This window comes from Streptomyces orinoci, assembly GCF_003121295.1.
Classification (GTDB): domain Bacteria; phylum Actinomycetota; class Actinomycetes; order Streptomycetales; family Streptomycetaceae; genus Streptomyces; species Streptomyces orinoci.
In genome coordinates this window covers 270211-289655 of the sequence record NZ_PHNC01000031.1, presented here as the reverse complement: position 1 = coordinate 289655, position 19445 = coordinate 270211, and the positions used below count along the sequence as shown (strand labels likewise).

At 70.0% G+C, this 19445-nt stretch carries 21 protein-coding genes; 17 read left to right on the top strand and 4 right to left on the bottom strand.

The features are described from left to right. Positions 1 to 25: 25 nt before the first annotated feature. From CV755_RS23420 to CV755_RS23405, 4 genes are all read left to right on the top strand, one after another. Entirely contained in the window at positions 26 to 289 is a 264-nt protein-coding gene (locus CV755_RS23420; protein ID WP_109282263.1) for an acyl carrier protein, read from the top strand. Between the two features lie 100 nt (positions 290 to 389). Continuing rightward, positions 390 to 1175, top strand: a complete 786-nt coding sequence (gene fabG / locus CV755_RS23415; protein ID WP_109282262.1) for a 3-oxoacyl-ACP reductase FabG — start codon at positions 390 to 392, stop codon at positions 1173 to 1175. Between the two features lie 61 nt (positions 1176 to 1236). Next, positions 1237 to 2184: an aromatase/cyclase gene (locus CV755_RS23410; RefSeq protein ID WP_109282261.1), complete on the top strand. Its 948-nt coding sequence runs from the start codon at positions 1237 to 1239 to the stop codon at positions 2182 to 2184. 50 nt (positions 2185 to 2234) lie between these two features. Beyond that, positions 2235 to 3716, top strand: coding sequence for an FAD-dependent monooxygenase (locus CV755_RS23405; protein ID WP_338323685.1), 1482 nt, complete (start codon positions 2235 to 2237; stop codon positions 3714 to 3716). A gap of 570 nt (positions 3717 to 4286) precedes the next feature. Here the strand turns inward: CV755_RS23405 and CV755_RS23400 are convergent. Both CV755_RS23400 and CV755_RS23395 read right to left on the bottom strand, forming a co-directional pair. Beyond that, a complete protein-coding gene (locus CV755_RS23400) occupies positions 4287 to 4538 on the bottom strand; it encodes a hypothetical protein (RefSeq protein WP_153068743.1) in 252 nt (83 codons plus the stop codon). A 342-nt stretch (positions 4539 to 4880) separates the two neighbouring features. Beyond that, positions 4881 to 5333 carry a hypothetical protein gene (locus CV755_RS23395; RefSeq protein WP_109282259.1) on the bottom strand — a complete coding sequence of 151 codons (453 nt, stop codon included), beginning with the start codon at positions 5331 to 5333 and terminating at the stop codon, positions 4881 to 4883. 93 nt (positions 5334 to 5426) lie between these two features. Here CV755_RS23395 and CV755_RS23390 point away from each other — a divergent pair, with 93 nt between their 5' ends. From CV755_RS23390 to CV755_RS23365, 6 genes are all read left to right on the top strand, one after another. Further along, entirely contained in the window at positions 5427 to 6947 is a 1521-nt protein-coding gene (locus CV755_RS23390) for an MFS transporter (RefSeq protein WP_109282258.1), read from the top strand. Positions 6948 to 7113: 166 nt separating this feature from the next. Further along, positions 7114 to 7842, top strand: coding sequence for a TetR/AcrR family transcriptional regulator (locus CV755_RS23385; RefSeq protein WP_241561366.1), 729 nt, complete (start codon positions 7114 to 7116; stop codon positions 7840 to 7842). Between the two features lie 325 nt (positions 7843 to 8167). Beyond that, positions 8168 to 9997 carry a glycoside hydrolase family 15 protein gene (locus CV755_RS23380; RefSeq protein WP_109282257.1) on the top strand — a complete coding sequence of 610 codons (1830 nt, stop codon included), beginning with the start codon at positions 8168 to 8170 and terminating at the stop codon, positions 9995 to 9997. 88 nt (positions 9998 to 10085) lie between these two features. Continuing rightward, a complete protein-coding gene (locus tag CV755_RS23375; protein WP_109282256.1) occupies positions 10086 to 10295 on the top strand; it encodes a ferredoxin in 210 nt (69 codons plus the stop codon). Continuing rightward, entirely contained in the window at positions 10285 to 11658 is a 1374-nt protein-coding gene (locus tag CV755_RS23370) for an NAD(P)/FAD-dependent oxidoreductase (RefSeq protein ID WP_109282255.1), read from the top strand. The genes CV755_RS23375 and CV755_RS23370 overlap by 11 nt, the downstream gene beginning before the upstream one ends. A gap of 66 nt (positions 11659 to 11724) precedes the next feature. Continuing rightward, on the top strand, positions 11725 to 12921 hold the full coding sequence (locus tag CV755_RS23365; protein WP_109282254.1) for a cytochrome P450: 1197 nt from the start codon (positions 11725 to 11727) through the stop codon (positions 12919 to 12921). Positions 12922 to 13055: 134 nt separating this feature from the next. Here CV755_RS23365 and CV755_RS23360 read toward each other — a convergent pair whose 3' ends face one another. Next, positions 13056 to 13700, bottom strand: a complete 645-nt coding sequence (locus CV755_RS23360) for a DUF5324 family protein (protein ID WP_109282253.1) — start codon at positions 13698 to 13700, stop codon at positions 13056 to 13058. A 227-nt stretch (positions 13701 to 13927) separates the two neighbouring features. On the opposite strand from CV755_RS23360, the gene CV755_RS23355 reads away from it, so the two are divergent. Then, positions 13928 to 14452: a peptidylprolyl isomerase gene (locus tag CV755_RS23355; protein WP_109282252.1), complete on the top strand. Its 525-nt coding sequence runs from the start codon at positions 13928 to 13930 to the stop codon at positions 14450 to 14452. A gap of 102 nt (positions 14453 to 14554) precedes the next feature. Continuing rightward, positions 14555 to 15412 (top strand): rhomboid family intramembrane serine protease, encoded by an 858-nt coding sequence (locus CV755_RS23350; protein ID WP_109283469.1) that lies wholly within the window; start codon positions 14555 to 14557, stop codon positions 15410 to 15412. 236 nt (positions 15413 to 15648) lie between these two features. On the opposite strand, the gene crgA is transcribed toward CV755_RS23350, so the two are convergent. Next, complete coding sequence (crgA, locus tag CV755_RS23345; RefSeq protein WP_109282251.1) at positions 15649 to 15903, bottom strand: cell division protein CrgA; 255 nt, start codon at positions 15901 to 15903, stop codon at positions 15649 to 15651. A 149-nt stretch (positions 15904 to 16052) separates the two neighbouring features. Here crgA and CV755_RS23340 point away from each other — a divergent pair, with 149 nt between their 5' ends. From CV755_RS23340 to CV755_RS23320, 5 genes are all read left to right on the top strand, one after another. Further along, on the top strand, positions 16053 to 16817 hold the full coding sequence (locus CV755_RS23340; protein WP_109282250.1) for a DUF881 domain-containing protein: 765 nt from the start codon (positions 16053 to 16055) through the stop codon (positions 16815 to 16817). A gap of 15 nt (positions 16818 to 16832) precedes the next feature. Then, the gene (locus CV755_RS23335; RefSeq protein WP_109282249.1) at positions 16833 to 17621 is read left to right on the top strand and encodes a class E sortase; all 789 of its coding nucleotides are present in this window, start codon (positions 16833 to 16835) and stop codon (positions 17619 to 17621) included. Positions 17622 to 17726: 105 nt separating this feature from the next. Next, entirely contained in the window at positions 17727 to 17903 is a 177-nt protein-coding gene (locus CV755_RS35210; protein WP_109282248.1) for a hypothetical protein, read from the top strand. Further along, positions 17900 to 18544: an aminodeoxychorismate/anthranilate synthase component II gene (locus tag CV755_RS23325; RefSeq protein ID WP_109282247.1), complete on the top strand. Its 645-nt coding sequence runs from the start codon at positions 17900 to 17902 to the stop codon at positions 18542 to 18544. Before CV755_RS35210 ends, CV755_RS23325 begins: the two co-directional genes overlap by 4 nt. Next, on the top strand, positions 18541 to 19434 hold the full coding sequence (locus CV755_RS23320; protein ID WP_338323683.1) for a class E sortase: 894 nt from the start codon (positions 18541 to 18543) through the stop codon (positions 19432 to 19434). Before CV755_RS23325 ends, CV755_RS23320 begins: the two co-directional genes overlap by 4 nt. Positions 19435 to 19445 lie beyond the last annotated feature (11 nt).

The following is a 19445-nucleotide window of genomic DNA, read 5'->3' as shown; positions in this document are numbered from 1 at the left end:
CACAGCAAATCGAGAAAGGCCACTCATGACCCAGAACACCTTCACCCTCGCAGACCTCAAGCGCATCCTGCTGGAGGGCGCTGGCGCAGACAGCGGCTCCGCGCTCGAAGGCGACATCACCGACGCCACCTTCGAAGAGCTCGGGTACGACTCGCTCGCCCTGCTGGAGACGAGCACTCGCATCGAGCGCGAGTTCCACCTCGCCGGGGACGACGACGCGCTGATCACGGCCAAGACGCCGCGTGAGCTCATTGAACTGGTGAACGCCCAGCTTGCCGCCTCGGTCTGACCTCGGAGGTGCCCCGCGGACTCCTGGGCTTGCCGCAGTAACCGCAGCCCGCAGCGCGGCACATCACAGTCCCCGCAGCCATCGAATCCACGGAGAAGACATGTCCCAGCAACAGCAGCGGGTAGCCCTCGTCACCGGTGCCACCAGTGGCATCGGCCTCGCTGTCACCCGGGCGCTGGCGGAGCGGCAGCACAGCGTGTTCCTCTGCGCCCGCAACGCCGAGAGTGTGGCGTCGACAGTCAAGGAGCTTTGCGCGGAGGGCCTCGACGTTGACGGCACCGCCTGCGACGTCCGCTCCGCCGACGACATCAAGGCTTTCGTGCGGGCGGCGGTTGACCGCTTTGGCACGGTGGACGTCCTGGTGAACAACGCCGGCCGCAGCGGAGGTGGCGTCACTGCGGATATCGCTGACGACCTGTGGTTCGACGTCATTAACACCAACCTCAACAGTGTCTTCCTTATGACGCGCGAGGTGCTCAACACCGGCGGCATGCGGCATAAGGACCGCGGGCGCATCATCAACATCGCCTCCACCGCCGGCAAGCAGGGTGTGGTTCTCGGCGCGCCGTACTCGGCGTCAAAGCACGGCGTGGTCGGCTTCACCAAGGCCCTCGGCAACGAGCTCGGCAAGACCGGGATCACCGTCAACGCCGTCTGCCCCGGGTACGTCGAGACACCCATGGCGCAGCGCGTCCGGGAGGGCTACGCCACGGCGTACGAGGTCTCCGAGGCGGAGATCCTGGAGAAGTTCCAGGCGAAGATCCCGCTTGGCCGCTACTCCACCCCGCAGGAGGTTGCCGGCCTGGTCGCCTACCTGGCATCCGACACCGCTGCCTCCATCACCGCGCAGGCCATCAACGTCTGCGGCGGACTCGGCAACTTCTGAGCAGGCCCCCGACCGGCGGCGCCGGGGCGCAACAGGAATCCCATCGAGCAAGGAGAAGAGCATGACGCAGCCGGAATCCCGCGAGGTCGAGCATGAGATCACGGTGCTCGCGCCGGCCGCTGCCGTTTACCGCCTCATCGCCGAGGTAGAGAACTGGCCGCAGATCTTCCCGCCCACGGTGCATGTCGAGCACCTGGAGCGCGGCGGCCAGGAGGAGCGCATTCGGATCTGGGCCACCGCGCGCGGCGAGGCGAAGAGCTGGACGTCACGCCGCACCTTGGACGCGTCCGCGCTGCGCATCGACTTCCGCCAGGAGGTCTCTACACCTCCTGTGGGTGCCATGGGCGGCGCCTGGATCATCGAGCCGCTGGGGGGCAATGAGTCGCGCGTGCGGCTACTGCATTACTACCGGGCCGTTGACGACGACCCGGCGAAGCTGGAGTGGATAGACCAGGCCGTCGACCGCAACAGCCGCTCCGAACTGGCCGCGCTCAAGGACAACGTCGAGGCGGCAGTGTCCGGCGCCGAAGAGCTGATGCTCTCCTTCGAGGACACTGTGCAGATCAATGGCTCGGCCAAGGACGTCTACGACTTCCTCAACGAGGCTGACCGCTGGACCGAGCGTCTGCCGCATGTCGCTCGCGTCGGGCTGACCGAGGAGACGCCCGGCCTTCAGATGCTGGAGATGGACACCCGGACGAAGGACGGATCCACGCACACCACCAAGTCGGTGCGGGTGTGTTTCCCGCACGAACGGATCGTCTACAAGCAGATCGTTCTGCCGGCCCTCATGACACTGCACACCGGGTATTGGCGGCTGGAGGAGAACGATGGCGGCGTCGCCGCGACCTCCCAGCACACAGTGGTGATCAACACCGAAAACATCACCAAGGTCCTGGGCGCCGACGCCGGCATCGAGGAGGCGCGCCGGTTTGTCCGCACGGCGCTCAGCACCAACAGCACGGCCACCTTGGGGCATGCCAAGGCTTACGCGGAGGCGCGGAGCTGAACGGGCAGGGCCGGAGCGGGGCTGGACAGCCGGACGCGCGAGGGGGAGGTATGGCAGAGGAGTTCATGGAAACGCAGGTCATCGTGGTTGGCGCGGGCCCAGTGGGGCTGATGCTGGCCGGTGAACTGCGACTCGGCGGTGCGGAGGTGGTGGTGCTGGAGCGGCTGGCCGAGCCGACCACCGAGTCCCGTGCCTCTACCCTGCACTCCCGCACCATGGAGGTCTTCGACCAGCGGGGCCTGCTGGAGCCGCTGGGGGCTGTGCCGAACGATGCCATGAGCCACTTCGGCGGGATCCCCCTCGACCTGGGAGGGCTCGACACCGCGTACCCGGGGCAGTGGAAGGTGCCCCAGGCACGAACCGAGGAGCTTCTTGGGACGTGGGCCGCCGGACTGGGGGCGGATGTACGTCGGGGGCACGAAGTGTGCGGCGTGGTGCGCAGAGACGACTACGTTGAGGCGGAGGCGGCCGGTCCCGCTGGCCCCCTCCGTGTCAGGGCGCCTTACCTCGTCGGGTGCGACGGCGAGGACAGCGTCGTGCGGCGGCTGACCGGTATCGGCTTCCCCGGCAGGGATGCGACGCGGGAGCTTCTGCGGGCGGATGTGCGCGGCGTGGACGTGCCTGACAGACGCTTCGAACGGCTTGAGGACGGGCTGGCCATCGCCGCGACGCGCGGCGGCGTCACCCGCGTCATGGTGCACGAGTTCGGCAGTCCGGCTGACCACCGGACCGCTGCGCCGGAGTATGCGGAGGTGGCCGCGGCATGGAAGCGGGTCACCGGTGAGGACATCAGCTGTGGAACTCCCGTGTGGGTGAACGCCTTCGGGGACATGTGCCGGCAGGCGAGCACCTACCGCGCGGGCCGTGTCCTGCTGGCCGGCGACGCCGCCCACGCGCAGATGCCGGTGGGCGGGCAGGCACTCAACCTCGGTCTGCAGGACGCCGTGAACCTCGGCTGGAAGCTCGCCGCCGAGCTGAGGGGTGCCGCACCGGAGGGACTGCTTGACACCTATGACGCCGAGCGGCGCGCCGTGGGAACCCGCGTCCTCACCAACATCCAGGCGCAGGCGCTGCTGCTGCTCGGCGGCTCCGAGGTGGAGGCATTGCGGGCGGTCCTGGGCGAGCAGATAGCCTACGCAGACGTCCGTCGGCACCTGGGCGGCATGATCAGCGGCCTCGACATCCGCTACGACGTCGGTGCCGGATCCAATCCCCTGCTGGGCGCGCGGTTGCCGCATATGCGGCTGCTGACCGAGAGCGGACCTACCACATCCGCAGCGCTGCTCCGGAGCGGCCGGGGGCTGCTCCTTGATCTGTCGCCCGGCAGAGCGGCGTCCGCCTTCCTGACCAGGGCAGCGGGCTGGGCCGACCGGGTTGACGTGGCCGTGGCGCGGCCCGAACGCGGCTGGCGGGAGGCTGATTTCGGCTCCGTTCTGGTGCGGCCGGACGGCTACGTCGTATGGACCGATCAGGGAGCCGATGAGCTGCCGAGGGCGCTGCGCCGCTGGTTCGGTGCGCCAGCGGGGCGCTGAGCCCGCGTCCCGGACTGGTCACCTGGCCGGACTTTCAGGACAAGCTCTGGCGCTGACACAGGCCAGGGAACGACGGGGGAAGGAAGCACATCGTGAAGAGGCCTACTGAAAGCGCGTTGACGCGGGCCGGAGCAGCCCGTCGCCAGATGGCGCCAGCTCAGGGTGACCGAGCCCAGAGCGGACGGGCTCAGGCGGTTCGACCAGAGGTGGTTCGGCCAGAGCGGGCTCGCTCGGAGGATCTTGTCGATACCACTGTGGCCGGGCTGATTGCCCGGGCGTTCGCAGTGGCCTGCCGTCCGCTCGTGCAGCCCCCGTGCGGTGCCCCGGCGTTTGGCGGCCAGGATGTCCGTGGGGTCCGGCCGCGTTCGGCGGATCGCCCGCTGAAATCCCCCGGGTCGGGCGGCCGGAGGCCCTGAACGATTTCGGGAAGAGGCGGTTCAGCAGGCCCCCTACCCCTCGGGCGGCGGGAACGGCTGAACCGCCTTTTCCCGACTCACAGATCAGGCACCGGCCACCGCTGACATCCGCACCGGCGCCCAGGCAGAGCAGGGCGCCCCGAGAGAGTGGCGTTCAGACGGCGCGTACAGGACGGGCCGTCGCCCCCCGCCGGAACGCGGCGGCTGTCACCACCGTCGCCAGGACGACGGGCGCCAGGGCGACCCCCACGCTGTCCGGGCGCGCGGCCATGAGGAAGGTGGCACCCAGTGTGAAGGCGGGCGTTCCCCACTGGGCGGCGGCGAGGCGGGCGGCCGTCCGCGGCCGCTCCGGAGCGGTGTCACGCAGTGCGCGCAACGTCCAGACGGCCGCCGTGATGATGACCAAGCAAGAGAAGACGCCGGCGCCAACCCACGGTCCGCCATGGAAACCGCGGCCCAGGAGCGCCCCGCCCGTCACGGCCACCACAACCGTGACCACCGGAATGGCAGTGACGACCGCCGTCGAGACATGGGGACGGGCCTCTGCCGGGTCGCCAACGAGCCGTCGCAGGCGGGCGAGTTCGGCGCACTGGACGCCCAGCAGGATGGTAAGGCCCAGCGCGAGCGTTACATGGAGGGCCAGGAGCGCGGTATCGATGGTGATCCCCTCATCGCTGATGGGACGGCGCCACCCCGGGGGTTGGGGGCGCCGTCCCCGTTCGAATGCGCAAGTGTCTTTCTTCGGCCGCTACTTGTGGCAACCGGGCGCCGAGTAGCTCTTGCGCGTGGCTTCGGTGGTGGCCGCGGTCGTCCCCACCTGGTTGCCAGATGCGTCGTACACCTTCGACAAGCCGGAGCTAGTAAAGGCCTTACTGCTGTTCAGCACGGCGTTCTGGTCTATGGACACCCAACCGCTCATGCCTGAACCGTCCTTGAACGTTTCCTTGATGACGTAGGTGAAGGTCTGCCCGCCGGTCTTCACCCAGGTGCCCTGGCCGACGCTCACGGGCGTTTCCAGGCAGACAGCACCGTCCTTGCCGAACGAGACGTCTATCGGGCTGGTCTGGTCTTTGAACTTCACCGTGCCGGACCACACGCCCACAGGGCTGGTGGAGCACTCGGTCTCAGCGCTGGCCACACCAGTTGAGGTGGCGAGGGCCAGCAGGGCACCTGCGATCACAGTCGGGTACTTGATGTTCATGACGCCACGCTAGACGACCTCCAGAGAAAAAACAACGCTTGTACACTTTCATGGGCCGCCCTTGCGGTCCACCCATCACGTGCTGGAGAAACCATGTCTAGCGACAGCCCAACCACCACGTCCCCCCAACCCGTCCAGTCGGCTCCAACAGCGGTGAGTCATCCCGGACTTGCCCTGGCCGTCATCGCATCCGCACAGCTGATACTCGTGCTGGACAACACGATCATGAACATCGCGCTGCCCAGCATCCAGACCGACCTCGACATTTCCTCCGCCAACCTTGCCTGGGTCGTCAACGCCTACGCCCTGGCCTTCGGCGGTCTGATGCTGCTCGGCGGGCGGGCCGGTGACCTCTACGGCCGACGCCGGGTGTTCCGGTTCGGCCTCGCCGTCTTCACCCTCGCCTCGCTGCTCGGCGGGCTCGCTCCCAACGAAGCCACGCTCCTTGGTGCGCGCGTTGTGCAGGGCGTGGGCGCCGCCATCGCATCACCGACGGCGCTGTCCCTGATCGCCACGACATTCCCCGAAGGGAAGCCACGTAACCGGGCGTTGGGCGTTTACGCCGCCATGGCGGGCGTCGGCTCCGCCCTCGGGCTCATGCTCGGCGGCGTGCTCACCGACTACCTCAACTGGCGATGGGTCCTCTTCGTCAACGTCCCCATCGGGCTCCTTGTCGTCATCGGAACCCGGTTCCTGGGCGACGCCAACCGGGACAACGGGCGGCTGGACGTCCCCGGTGCGATCACCGCAACTGCCGGCATGGTGTCCCTTGTTTACGCCATCACCCGTGGCGGTGAGGACGGATGGACCGACGCAATCACCGTCTCATTCTTCGTGGTTGCCGCCGTCCTGCTGAGCGTCTTCCTGTTCACGCAGGCGCGCGTGGCTGAACCGATGATGCCGCTACGCCTGCTCCGCGACCGGAACCGTGCGGGCTCGTACGCCACGATGCTGCTTGTCGGCGCCGGCATGTTCTCCACCTTCTACTTCCTCACCCTGTACATGCAGCAGACTCTCAGCTACAGCCCGGTCAAGACGGGCTTCGCCTATCTGCCGTTCACCTTCGGCATGGGTATCTCGGCGGGCTTCCTCGGCGCCAAGCTCGTAGCCTTCGTCCCGCCGCGCGCCGTCGTCGCGCCCGGTGCGCTGATCGGCGCGGGCGGGCTGCTCTGGTTCAGTTCGCTGGACGCGTCGTCCTCCTACACCACGCACCTGATGCCGGCCATGTTCGTCACCGCGCTCGGGCTCGGGCTGTGCCTGGTGCCGCTGACACTTGGAGCGGTTCGCGGTGTCGGCGAACACGACGCGGGCATCGCCTCCGGGCTCCTCGACGCCTCCCAGCAAGTCGGCGGCGCCCTGGGCCTCGCGGCGCTGTCCACGGTCTCCACGACGGTCGCCGACAACAAGCTGCCGCATGCCGGGGCCGCGTACTTCCGCGGCATCGCAAGCCACGACTTCGGGCTTGTGGAGCGCGCCAAGGTGGCTCTGACCGACGGCTACACCTCATCGTTCGGGGTGGGCTCTGCGGTGCTCGCCGGGGCGGCGCTGCTCGTAGTCGTCGCGGTCAACGCGAAGAAGCCGCAGCCCGGCGACGTCCATCCGCCGGTGGGCTGACGGCGGTGGTTGCCGGGGCGATGGCGCGCGGATCTTCTGCCGCGCCGTCGCCGCGACCAAGGCGGTGCAGTTACCTTCTTCGCAGCCTCGAAGCGAGGTTCCTGGCCTGCGTGTCCGGCATGACTTTTGCCCCCTGTCGATCGGATGGCAAACGGATTACCCGGGGGTGGTCGCCGAGCCCGAGGGCGCCGGCTGGCTGCCCCTCGGCGCAGCGGTGCAATACGCCAGTACGATGCAGAGCGCGAAGCGGAAGGAGACCGAGATGCCCAGCGCCGACCCGGCGTTCGCACCGTTGGGGGAAAACCGGTCGCAGGACGGCGGTGAGGACACCGGTCGGCCGGAACGCAAAGGTGAACGCACCCGTCGGCGCATCCTTGAGGCGGCCCGCGGCCAGTTCGGCCGACTCGGGTACGAGCGCGCCACCATCCGCGGCATCGCTGCGGCCGCCGGCGTGGACAAGTCGTCGGTCATCAATTACTTCGGCACCAAGCAGGCGCTGTTCCGCGAGGCCGTCCACTTCTCCATCCCCATTGACCAACTGACCACCGACGACCCCAGCCGCACTGTTGAGAACTACCTCCGGGGCATGCTGGGCACCTGGGCCGCGGACCCCGACAGCCCCATGGCGGTGCTCATGCGCGCCAGTATGACCAGCGACGAGGCCGCCGACCTCATGCGCCGCCACGTCACCGCCGAGGCGGTGGACCGGGTTGCCGCGAACATGGACGCGCCTGACGCGCGCCTGCGGGCGGGCCTGTTCGCAGCGATCATGATGGGCATCGCCACTCAACGGTATGTTCTGTGCCTGCCCGACCTCGCCGAGGCCGATTTGGAAGACGTGTTGCGTATCGCCACGCCGGTCGTACGCAGCCTGATCGCCCCTACGGAGGTGTAGGCGGCCGGGGCGGGCTCTGCCGTTTGGCAGTCTGCGGTGCCCGAGCATGCTGTGGGCAATGAGGGCACCGCATCACGGCGGCGGAACGTCCTGGGTGGAAGTCGGCGAGTCGGGGTGCGACCAGCCTGATCGGGGTGCGACCAGCCTGAACTGTGCGTGTAGCTCGACGCCTCATGCGGGCATTTTGGCGTGCGCCGGCGGGAAGCGCTCGTGCGGCGGGCGGCGTTATTCTCCGAACCAGTGGGGGTGAGCACGTCCAGGGGCGGCCGGGCGGCGCATGCCGCGGTTGGCCTCCTTCCGGCGGGCGCAGCAGGGAGGTGCTGCGATGTACGGGGCACCGGGACGGGACACATCCGAGCGTTATCTGCCGATCGCGGACCACGGCCTGATCGGGGATCTGCGCACGGTGGCGCTGGTGGGCACCGACGGCACCATCGACTGGTACTGCTGCCCGGCGTTCGATTCCCCCAGCGTCTTCGCGGCCATCCTCGACGCGGACCGGGGCGGGGCCTTCGAGCTGGCCGCCGCCGTTCCGTCCCGTACCAAGCAGCTGTACTTCCCGGACACCAATGTGCTGATCACCCGGTTCTTCACCGAGGAGGGGCTGGGGGAGATCCAGGACTTCATGCCCTTGTCGGAGTCCGGCGAGGCGGACAGCCACCGGCTGGTCCGGCGGGTGGTGTGCGTTCGCGGAACGATCCCGTTCCGGGCCCGGGTGGCCCCCCGGTTCGGCTATGGCGCCGAGCGGCACACCGTGCGGATGGCGGACGGGGCCGCGGTGTTCGACTGCGCGGCGCTGTCGCTGTCGCTGAGGCTGACCGCCACGGTGCCGCTGGAGTGCGACGGCGGGGATGCGGCAGCGGAATTCCGGCTCGCCCGGGGCGAGAGCGCGGTCTTCGCCCTGGAGCAGAACCGTGGTGAGGCCGCGCCACGCGGCTGCCCGCGGGCGCGGGCCGAGCGGGAGTTCACCGCCACGGTCGCCTTCTGGCGGAACTGGCTGCGCCAGTCCCGCTACCGGGGCAGATGGCGGGAGATGGTGCACCGCTCGGCCCTCACCCTCAAGCTGCTCACCTACGCCCCCACCGGCGCGATCGTGGCGGCGCCCACCACCAGCCTGCCCGAGCGGATCGGCGGCGGGCGCAACTGGGACTACCGCCATGTATGGGTGCGCGATGCCGCGTTCGCCGTCTATGCGCTGCTCAGACTTGGTTTCACCGGGGAGGCCGAGGCGTTCATGGGCTTCCTCACCCGGCACACCGAGCGCCGTGGCGGCGGACCGTCCGGCCCCCTTCAGGTGATGTACGGCATCGACGGACGCCTTGAGCTGCCCGAACGAGTGCTGCCCCAGCTGGAGGGGTACCAGGGCTCGGCACCGGTGCGGGTCGGCAATGGCGCCGCCACCCAGCTGCAACTGGACATCTACGGCGCTCTGCTGGACTCCGTCTACCTCTACGACAAGTGGTGCCGGCCCATCTCCAGCGGCCACTGGCGCGGGGTGTGCGCCCTGGTGGACTGGGTCTGCGAGCACTGGGACCAGCCGGACGAGGGGGTGTGGGAGACCCGTGGCGGGCGCAAGAGGTTCCTCTACTCCCATCTGATGTGCTGGGTGGCCATCGACCGGGCCCTGCGCATCGCCCAGCGGCACAGCCTGCCGGCGAATTCGGCCCGCTGGGTGCCGGTCCGGGACGAGATCTACTGGCGGATCATGGACCGGGGCTGGTCGCCCGCCCGGCAGGCGTTCGTCCAGCACGAGGACTCGGAGGTGCTGGACGCCGCGGTGCTGATGATGCCGCTGACCAGGTTTATCGCGCCGACCGACCCGCTGTGGCTGTCCACCCTGGACGCCCTCGGCGATGAGCTGGTGTCCGACTCGCTGGTGTGGCGCTATGACCCCAAGGCCAGCCCGGACGGCCTGGAAGGGGAGGAAGGCACCTTCTCCATCTGCTCCTTCTGGTACGTCGAGGCCCTCACCCGGGCCGGGCGCCTGAACGAGGCCCGGCTGGCGTTCGAGAAGATGCTCACCTACGCCAACCACCTCGGCCTCTACGCCGAGGAGATCAGCCACACCGGCCGGCAGCAGGGCAACTTTCCCCAGGCGTTCACCCACCTCGCCCTCATCAGCGCCGCCTTCAACCTCGACCGCGCCCTGGGCTGACCCCGCCGCCGGGCGATCCAGATGCGGAAGTCCGGTTTGTCCCGCAGGCTGGCGAGGAGGGGGTAGGACGGCGGAGGGAGTGACGGGGATGCGGGTCGTGGTGGATCTCACCCGTTGCCAGGGCTATGCGCAATGCGTGTTCCTCGCACCGGAGGTATTCCAACTGCACGGTGAGGAGGGGCTGCTGTACAACCCGGCCGTCCCCGACGAGCAACTGGAGCGGGTGCGCCAGGCAGCGGCGGCCTGCCCGGTGCAGGCCATCCTCCTCGGTGCGGAGGTGAACCCCGATGGGCGGTGACCTCAAGGACGGCCGGATCGTCATCGTCGGCGCCTCGCTCGCCGGACTGCGGGCCGCCGAGAAGCTGCGCGAGGAAGGCTTCACCGGCTCGCTGACCGTGGTCGGCGACGAGCCCCATCCGCCCTACGACCGGCCGCCGCTGTCCAAACAGGTGCTGCTCGGCCAGGCGGCGCCCCGGTCCACCGGGCTTCCGATGCGCCTGGACCCGCAGGTGGACTGGCGGCTGGGCGTACGCGCCACCGGCCTGGACCCCATCGGCAAACGGGTGCTGCTGGCCGATGGCGAGCCACTGCCCTACGACCGGCTGCTGATCGCCACCGGCACCCGGGCCAGACCCTGGCCCAACCCTCAAGAGGCCGCCCTGGACGGGGTGTTCACCCTGCGCACCCGCGAGGACGCCACGGGCCTGGCCGAGCGGCTGGCCGCCGGGCCGCGCCGGGTACTGGTCATCGGCGGCGGCTTCACCGGCTCCGAGATCGCCTCGGCCTGCCGGGAACGCGGACTGGATGTCACCGTGACCGAACGCGGCCCCGCGCCGCTGATCGGCGCGCTCGGCGGCACCCTGTCCAAACTCGCCGCCGCCATGCACCGCAACCATGGCGTGGACCTGCGCTGCGGGGTGACCGTCACCGCACTGCGCGGGGACGCGGCCGGCCGGTTCACCGGCGCGGACCTGTCCGACGGCAGCCGCCTGGAGGCGGATGTCTGCGTCGCGGCGCTGGGCGCGGTCCGCAATGTCGAGTGGCTGGCCGAGGCGGGGCTGGCGGCGGGCCCGCGCGGCATCGCCTGCGACGCCGGGTGCCGGGCCTTCAACATGTACGGGATCGTCACCGACGACGTCTTCGTGGCCGGCGATGTCTCCCGCTTCCCCCACCCGCTCTTCGGGTATCAGCTGCTCTCTCTGGAGCACTGGGGCAACGCGGTCGCCCAGGCCGAGGTGGCCGCCCACAACATGGTCAGTCCAGGGCCGCTGCGCCGTCCCCACCTGGCCCTGCCCACCTTCTGGTCCACCCAGTTCGGCCTCAACATCAAGTCGGTGGGCGTCCCCACCTTCTCCGACCAGGTGGTCATCGCCCAGGGCACGCTGGAGGAACGCCGCCTCGCCATGGTCTACGGCTACCAGGGCCGGGTCACCGCCGCGGTCACCGTCAATATGGCCAAGTCCCTGGAGTACTACCAGCACCTGATCGAGACCGCCGCCCCGTTCCCGCCCGCGCCCGGCGCGTCCGACCGTCCGCTGGCGGCCGAAGTCCCGATTCCCTCCGATGTGCCGGACCCCAAGGGCCTGTCCCACGGCCCCACCGTGGCACTCACCGGTCATCTGCCCGACCGCCGGCTGACCGTGGTGCCGACCGCCGGCTGACCCGCGTTCCCGCCCGCCCAAGAGGAGCCGACCCGCGTCCCGCCCACCGATGAGGAGCCGACCCCCATGCCCGCCGACACCCTGCTGCAACGGATCACCGACTACGCCAGCCGTCCCGATCCCTATCCGCTCTACGCGGAACTGCGCCAAGCCGGCCCCGTGGTGCGGCAGACGGACGGCAGCTACCTGGTCGGCACCTACCACGAGATCACCGCCCTGCTCCATGACCCGCGCTTCAGCGCGGACCCCCGCAGCCGCACCACCGCGTCCGGGGAGGAGCGGAAGCCGCCGTTCCTGCGCCTGGACGACCCCGAGCACCACAGACTGCGCACCCTGACCATGCGGCCGTTCGGTCCCCCGCACAGCCCCGGCCGGGTCGATGGCATGCGCGAGGAGATCGCCCGGGCCACCGGGGAACTGCTCGACGGGCTGGGGGACCGCACCCAGGTCGATGTCGTGGACGACTTCGCCTATCCGCTGCCGGTCATGGTCATCTGCCGGCTGCTCGGAGTGCCGCGCGAGGACGAGCCGCGGTTCCGGCAGTGGTCCGACGCGCTGGTCGCCGCCGCCGACATCCGGCCCGGAGAGGACACCTCCACCGAGCGGGACCAGGAGGGCGAGCGGGCCCGCGTCGCGATGGGCCAGTACCTGGTCAACCTCGCCGAACAGCGCCGCGGCCACCCCACCGGTGACATGCTCTCCGCCTTCGTCAACGAACCCGACCCCGCCCTTCGGCTCACCCCGGAGGAACTCGCTGAAAACTGCGTGCTGCTGCTGATCGCCGGCCATGAGACAACCGTCAACCTGATCACCAATGGTGTGCTCACCCTGCTGCGCCACCCCGACCAGCTCGACCGGCTGCGCCGCGACCCCGGCCTGCTGCCGGCCGCGGTGGAGGAACTGCTGCGCTATGAGCCCCCGGTCCAGATGCGCCAACGCATCCCGCTCGCCGATATCGACATCGCCGGCACCACCATCCCCAAGGGCTCCTCCGTGGTGCTCGCGCTGGCCTCCGGCAACCGCGACCCCAAGCGGTTCCACGACCCCGACCGGTTCGACCCCACCCGCACGGACAACCAGCACCTCGGCTTCGGCAGCGGCATCCATCTCTGCTACGGCGCCCCGCTCGCCCGTATCGAAGCCCAGACCGCGCTCGGCGCGCTGATCCCGCGCCTCGGCGCCGCGACCCTGCTCCAGGACCCGCCTCCCTACCGGCAGGCGGCCATGCTCCGGGGGCCGCGCCACCTGCCCGTCCAGTTCTGACGGCGGCAGCGGGCGGTCGGCTTGGACACGGACGCCCTCCGGCCCGGTGCGGTCGGAGGGCGTCTTGGTCACCTGCGGGCCGGTGGGGGGCTGGTCGCGCAGTTCCCCGCGCCCCTATGGGGCGCCCCGCGCCCCTAACTGTTCCGCTCGTCCTCGCCCTCGCCCAGGCGGTCGGCCTCCGCCTCCTTGGCCTGTACCTCCGGGTCCAGGACGGAGTGGTCGGCGCTGCCGTCCACCGAGGTCAGCGGGGAGCGGCCGGGGTCGGTGGCGGCCGGGGGCTCCACCAGCCAGTCGGGGCTGGACTGCCGGTCCCACCACTTCCAGGCGGCGATGGCGCCCCCGGCGATCAGGCCCAGCAGCGCGGCCCGCTTGGCCAGCCGGCCCGCCCGGCAGCGGCGGCCGCGCTTCTTCACCAGCTTCTCCACATCGGCGGCCGAGACCTGGCCGCGCAGCGCGGCCAGGGCGGCGCTGCCGCGGGCGAGTGCCTCCTCGCGTACCGGCTCGGCGGCCGCGCGGGCCCGCTCGGCGGCCTGGACGGCCTTGGGCGGCAGGGCCTCGCGGGCGTATTCCAGCCGGGGCTGCAGATGGGCGTCGTACTGCGCCTTCGCCTGCCGGCCGGCCTCGGCCACCTTGGGGGCGAGCCGGGTACGGGCCTCGTGGGCGTAGTGCACGGCGGTGTCCTTGGCCGTGCCGGCGTAGGGCGCCACCACATCCGCGGCATGGCGCACGCTGTCCTTGGCGGTGCTGGTCGCGGCGCGCACGCTGTCCTTGCGGGTCACGAGAACCTCCTCCTCGGTGGCGTATGGTTTGTCGCCTTTCCACCCAATGGAAGATCATGCCTGCCGATGGGCGGTCCGGCATGTGCGAGCGGGCATCCGGGTCATCGGGAGCTCGGCTTCGACCATGCCATGGTTCGCCGTCGCGTGCGGGGCTTTGGGCATTACTCGCCCGCCGCCGCTCCGTGCGAGGATCGGAGGCTGTCAGCGCACCCTATGGAAGGTAGATCGTGGCCGAGCAGCTCTACGCCACCCTTAAGACCAGCCAGGGGGACATCGTGCTCCGGCTCCTGCCGGACCACGCCCCCAAGACGGTCAAGAACTTCGTCGAGCTCGCGATGGGCGAGCGGGAGTGGACCCACCCGGCGACCGGCAAGAAGTCCCGGGAGCCGCTCTACGACGGCACCGTCTTCCACCGGGTCATCAGCGGTTTTATGATCCAGGGCGGTGACCCGCTGGGCAATGGCACCGGCGGCCCGGGCTATGAGTTCGGCGACGAGTTCCACCCCGACCTGGCCTTCACCAAGCCCTATCTGCTGGCCATGGCCAACGCCGGTCCGGGCACCAATGGTTCGCAGTTCTTCATCACCGTGGCCCCCACCACCTGGCTGACCGGCAAGCACACCATCTTCGGCGAGGTCGCCGACGAGGCCGGCAAGAAGGTGGTGGACGCCATCGCGGGCACCGCCGTCAACCGCAACGACCGCCCGCTGCAGGACGTCAGGATCGAGTCCGTGGTGGTCGAGACCCGATAGGGCGCATCGCACGCCCGCCGGGAACCCGGCGCCCCGCCCGTCCGTATTGACGGGCGGGGCCGTGTGCTGGGCCGGCCCGCCGACCGGGGCGATGGGGAGAGCATGAACGACCAGGCCGTCTGCTGTTACCGGCATCCCGACCGGGAGGCGGGGGTGTGCTGCGCCCGCTGTGACCGGCGGATCTGCCCCGACTGCATGGTCAGCGCCTCGGTGGGCTTCCAGTGCCCGGAGTGTGTGGCCGGTCCCTCCGGCGGCGCCCGGCGGCCGGCGGACAGCGGGCCGCGAACGGTGGCCGGGGGATCGCACCATGCCGACCCCGCCCTGGTGACCAAGATCATCCTGGGGATCAATGTCGCGGTGTGGATCGCGGTGCTGGCGGTGGGCGACGACCTGGTCACCAGGCTGGAGCTGTTCGGCCGCTTCCCGCTGTCCGACGACGGCCTCCAGGGCGTCGCCGAGGGCCAGTGGTACCGGCTGCTGACCAGCGTCTTCCTCCACCAGTCGCCCGCCCATATCGGCTTCAACATGCTCTCGCTGTGGTGGCTGGGCCCCCCGCTGGAGGCCGCCTTCGGCCGGGCCCGCTATCTGGCGCTGTATCTGCTGTCCGGGCTGGGCGGCAGCGCGCTGACCTATCTGGTGGCCCCGCCGGACAGTGCCTCGCTGGGCGCCTCCGGCGCGATCTTCGGGCTGCTGGGCGCCACCGCCGTGCTGATGCGGCGGCTGAACTACGACATGCGCCCGGTGCTGGCGCTGCTGGTGCTCAACCTGATCTTCACATTCACCTGGAGCAATATCGCCTGGCAGGCGCATATCGGCGGCCTGGTGGTGGGCAGCGCGGTGGCGTACGGCATGGTGCACGCGCCCCGGGGCAAGCGGCTGGCGGTCCAGCTGTTCACCTGTGGAGCGGCGCTGGCGGCCATCGCCGCCATGGTGCTCGTACGGACGTTCCAGCTCGGCTAGCCATCACTCACACCGGTGGGGGCCCGGGTTGTCCACAGCATCCCCCACTTGGTGGACAGCCACTGGGGAAATGCCTACCGGTGGCCCGCCGGAGCGGTGTTTGCGCTGGAAGGCGCCGGTGTGACGGAGGAAGCGCAGTGCTTGTGATCAGTCACACCGGCGTCAACGCACTGGAAGTTATCCACAGATCTTCTGAGTTTTTCCCCACTGTGGACGAGGGTGTGGATAACCCCGCCCTACTTCCACTGGGTGGAGACCACGAACCCGGCGGCGATAAAGCCGAAGCCCACCACGATGTTCCAGTTGTGCAGGGCCGAGATGGGCATGTCGCCGCCCGTCACATAGAAGACCACGATCCAGGCCAGCCCGATCAGGAACATCGCCAGCATCACCGGCGCCACCCAGCCGCGCCCGGCGTTCAGCTTGATGTTCTGCTGCTTGACGGGCGGCGGGGTGAAGTCGTCCTTCTTGCGGATCCGTGACTTCGGCACGAGGAACTCTCCTGTCGATGCGCTGCGTGACCGCGCTGGGGATGTACAAGGGCTGTGGGTCGGGCTGTTGTGTCCGGTGGAGAGCGCTTGGTTCCCCCGGGCGTCCGTTAGCGTAGTGCTTCCGCGGCGTCGGAGAGGACAAGGGTACGTTGAGCAATTCCGCCGACTCCACCGGTAAGCCCTCCCGACGATTCCGGCCGGTCCGGCTGTTGACCGTGGCCGTCTTCGCGCTGGCCGGGCTCATCTTCTGGATGAGCTTCAACACCGCCAAGGGCACCAATATCCGCACCGACGCCTCGATGCTGCGGCTGTCCGACCTGATCCAGGAGCGCAGCCGGGCCAATGGCGAGCTGGAGAGCGGTGCGGCCACGCTGCGTTCCCAGGTGGACGCGCTGGCCCGGCGGGACACCGGCGGCAATACCGCGCAGAACAAGCGGCTGGCCGCGCTGGCCGAGGCGGCCGGCACCCAGCCGCTGACCGGCCCCGGCCTGACCGTCACCCTCACCGACGCCCCGCCCGGCGCCGGGCCGAAGATCCCCGGGGTGCCCCCGCCGCAGCCCAATGACCTGGTGATCCACCAGCAGGACCTCCAGGCGGTGGTCAACGCCCTGTGGCAGGGCGGCGCCCAGGGCATCCAGATCATGGACCAGCGGCTGATCGCCACCAGCGCGGTGCGCTGCGTGGGCAACACCCTGATCCTCCAGGGCCGGGTCTACTCCCCGCCGTACAAGGTGACCGCGGTCGGCGACCGGGGCGCGCTGCGCAAGGCGCTGGACGCGTCCCCCGCGATCCGCAACTACCTCCAGTATGTGGCCGCCTATGGCCTCGGCTGGAAAGTGGACCAGCGCGACGCGGTGACTCTTCCCGGCTACTCGGGCACAGTTGACCTCCACTACGCCAAGCCCGTGGAGTAGCACCAGGAGGTGCTGATGCGGCTGTTGGTCCGTACGCTCAGCGAACTCTGCCTCACCGTCGGCCTGTTGACGGTCCTGCTGGTGGTCTACCTCCTCTACTGGACGGGGGTACGGGCGGACGGGGCCATGCGGGGTGAGCTGGACCGGCTGCACCGGCAGTGGTCGGCGGGCCCGGCGGCGGGCCGCCCGGACCCCGGCCACGACGGATCCGGAGACTCCGCTTCCGACGCTCCCGGCGCAGAACCCGGCTCCAACACCCGCCCCTCCCAATCCGGTTCCGCGGGCTCCCGTTCCGTCCCCGCCGCTCAGCCGCCCCCGCCCCCCTCCGCCTACCGCTCCGGTGCCCCCTTCGCCGTGATGTACATCCCCCGGCTGGGCGCCCACTGGGCCAAGCCCGTCCTGCAGGGCACCGGCACCGCGCTGCTCAAGAAGGGCCTGGGGCATTACCCGGGCACCGCCCCGCTGGGCGCGGTGGGCAACTTTGCGGTGGCCGGGCACCGCCGCACCTATGGCGACCCCTTCAAGGACCTGCCGCGCCTGCGGCCCGGCGACGCGGTGGTGCTCACCGACGGCACCAGCTGGTTCACCTACCGGGTGGACACCCCGCCCTACCGGACGCTGCCGGACGACACCACGGTGCTCGATCCGGTGCCCGCCGAGGCGGGCCGGACCCGTCCCGGCCGCTATCTCACCCTGACCACCTGCGATCCGGAGTGGGGCCACAGCCACCGGCTGATCGTCTGGGGCCATCTGGACGAGGTGAGCCCGGCCTCCGGGGGCAAACCCAAGGCTTTGCCCGGCTGAGCCCCGCGGCGGGGCCGCGCCCCTTAGGCTGGGGCTGCAATCCACACTCGGTCATTTCGGCGAGTGGTTCATTCGGCGAGTAGTCATTCGGCAAGTAGGGACAGTATGTACGCGTGGATCTGGCGTCATCTGCCGGGCAACGCATGGGTGAAGGCGCTGACCTCGCTGGTACTGGTGCTGGGCATCGTCTATCTGCTCTTCCAGTACGTCTTCCCCTGGGCGGAGCCGCTGCTGCCGTTCAATGATGTGACGGTAGACAACGGCATGGCGGTGGCCCGATGAGTCCTGCACGCATCCTGGTCGTGGACAACTACGACAGCTTTGTCTTCAACCTGGTCCAGTACCTCTACCAGCTCGGCGCCGAGTGCGAGGTGCTGCGCAACGACGAGGTGAGCACCCGTCACGCCCAGGACGGCTTCGACGGCGTCCTGCTCTCCCCCGGCCCCGGCACGCCGGAAGAGGCCGGGGTCTGTGTGGAGATGGTGCGGCACTGCGCGGACACCTCGGTGCCGGTGTTCGGCGTCTGCCTGGGCATGCAGTCCATGGCGGTGGCCTATGGCGGGGTGGTGGACCGGGCGCCGGAGCTGCTGCACGGCAAGACCTCCCCGGTCGTCCACGAGGGCGCGGGCGTCTTCAAGGGCCTGCCCTCCCCGTTCACCGCCACCCGCTATCACTCGCTGGCCGTGGACCTTGAGCGGCACTGGCCGGACGAGCTGGAGGTCACCGCCCGTACCGAGTCGGGTGTGGTGATGGGCCTGCGCCATCGCGATCTGCCGGTGGAGGGCGTGCAGTTCCACCCGGAGTCGGTGCTCACCGAGTACGGCCACCGGATGCTCGCCAACTGGCTGGTGGCCTGTGGCGACGAGGGCGCGGTGGAACGGTCCGCCGGGCTGGCCCCGGTGGTCGGCACGGCCGGGGCGTGACCACCGAGGACCTCCGGCCGCCCCAAGTGGCTTATGGCTCCGGTGCGTTCTATGTGAGCGGGGGAACGGCGCCGTCGGCCTCCCGGGTGGTGGCCCAGCCGCTGCCGCCGGAGGACGACGCCACCATGCGGCTGCGCCGGATCGAGGCGGTGCCGGTGCGTCCGTCCGGCGGCCGGGCGGAGCGGCGGCGGGCCGCCCGGCGGGCCCGGCGGGACGGCCTGGGGGTGGTGCTCAGCCGGTTCACCGGGGAGCTGTTCATCACCGTGGGCGTGGTGATGCTGCTGTTTGTCGCCTACCAGCTGTGGTGGACCAATGTGATCGCCCACCGGCAGGCGCATGGCGCGGCCAGCAGTCTCCAGCACGCCTGGGACGCGGGCGGGGGCAAGGACCGGGACGCGGGCGCCTTCTCGCCCGGCCAGGGCTTCGCCATCATCTATATCCCCAAGCTGGATGTGAAGGCGCCCATCGCGGAGGGCACCGGCAAGCACCAGGTGCTGGACAAGGGCATGGTGGGGCACTATTCCCGGCCCTTCAAGTCGGCGATGCCCTGGGACAAGCAGGGCAATTTCGCGCTGGCCGGGCATCGCAACACCCATGGCGAGCCCTTCCGTTACGTCAACCGGCTGGGGCCCGGTGACAAGATCGTGGTGGAGACCGGGAGCGCCTTCTACACCTATGAGGTGACCAGCCGGCTGGACCAGACCTCGCCCGCCAATGTGGGCGTCATCCAGCCGGTTCCGGTGGGTTCGGGCTTCGCCGGGCCGGGCCGCTACATCACGCTGACCACCTGCACCCCCGAATTCACCAGTACGTACCGGCTGATCGTGTGGGGCAAGATGGTGGACGAGCGGCCGAGGAGCAAGGGGAAGCCGGATGCGCTCCTTGAGTGACCGCCAGGTCG